Annotated in this window: 1 protein-coding gene and 1 pseudogene; both read right to left on the bottom strand. The window is 68.5% G+C overall.

From position 1 onward, the window contains the following. Positions 1 to 1,043: isomerizing glutamine--fructose-6-phosphate transaminase (locus PGX04_RS03060; protein ID WP_273737168.1), on the bottom strand; the 1,043-nt coding region annotated here is incomplete at its 3' end. A 2-nt stretch (positions 1,044 to 1,045) separates the two neighbouring features. After that, a pseudogene (locus tag PGX04_RS03055) lies at positions 1,046 to 1,194 on the bottom strand (nucleotidyl transferase); the annotation flags it as partial.

The following is a 1,194-nucleotide window of genomic DNA, read 5'->3' as shown; positions in this document are numbered from 1 at the left end:
TGGGTGACGCCGACGACGAGGGTCGCCTCGTCGACGGGGACGCGTTCGCTCGCGTACTCGCTGGCGAGATACGCGTGTGCGTGGACGCCAGCCGTCCGGAGCCGCTCCGCCCCGAACAGCGCAGCGTGGTAGGAGGTTCCGCAGGCGACGAACTGGATCGGTCCGTCGTGGTCGAGGTCGGCGAGATCGTCAAGCGTGACCGTCCCGTCGAGTTCGTCGATGCGGCCGCGGAGACACTGGCGCAGGGCCGTCGGCTGCTCGTTGATCTCCTTGAGCATGAAGTGGTCGTAGCCACTCTTCTCCGCGTCTTCGGGATCCCACGACACCGTTTCCGTCGCGCGGTCGACGGGGTGTCCCGCCGCGTCGGTGATGGCCGCACCGTCGGCGGTCAGCCGAACGAACTCGCCGTCTTCGACGTACTGGACGCGGTCGGTGTGTTCGACGAACGCGGGGACATCGCTCGCGAGAAACGTGCCGGTTTCGCTGAGGCCAACGACGAGCGGGGAGTCCTGTCGGGCGGCGTACACCGTCTCGGAACCGTCGAAGACGGCGGCGATCGCGTAACTACCCTCGAGCTGGCCAATCGCCAGCCGGAACGCGTCCTCGGGCTCCGCACCCCGGTCGAGATAGCGGCCAATCAGATGTGGGACGACTTCGGTGTCGGTCTCGCTCCGGAACGTGACGCCTATGTCGACCAGATCGTCGCGCAGCCGCTGGTAGTTCTCGATAATGCCGTTGTGAACGACGGCGACGCGCCCCACCTCGTCGCTGTGCGGGTGGGCGTTCTCGTCGGACGGCGGGCCGTGTGTGCTCCAGCGCGTGTGCCCGATCCCAGTCACCGCACCCTCGAGGTCGGCCCTCGGAACCGCGTCCTCGAGCGCCGACAGCTCGCCCTCGGTCTTGTGGATCGTCATCGACGGCGTCGGGACGGCGAGGCCGGCCGAGTCGTACCCCCGATACTCGAGGCGCGATAGTCCGTCGAGGATGACATCGACGGCGTCGGCGCCGTCGGCCGATCCCGCGTACCCGACGATTCCGCACATCGTCACTGCACCTCCGTTTCACCGCCGATCGTCCCGCGGACGGACGCGCCGGCAGCAATAACGGCGTCGGAGCCGACGATCGTTCCCGGCGCGTAGGTCACGCCGCCCTCGTCGCGAACGCGATCCGCGAGCAACGCGCCCAGCCGCTCGT

The sequence above is a fragment of the Natrinema soli genome (assembly GCF_028618695.1).
Note: the sequence above shows the minus strand (reverse complement) of the source record. Positions and strands in the feature narration are given on the sequence as shown.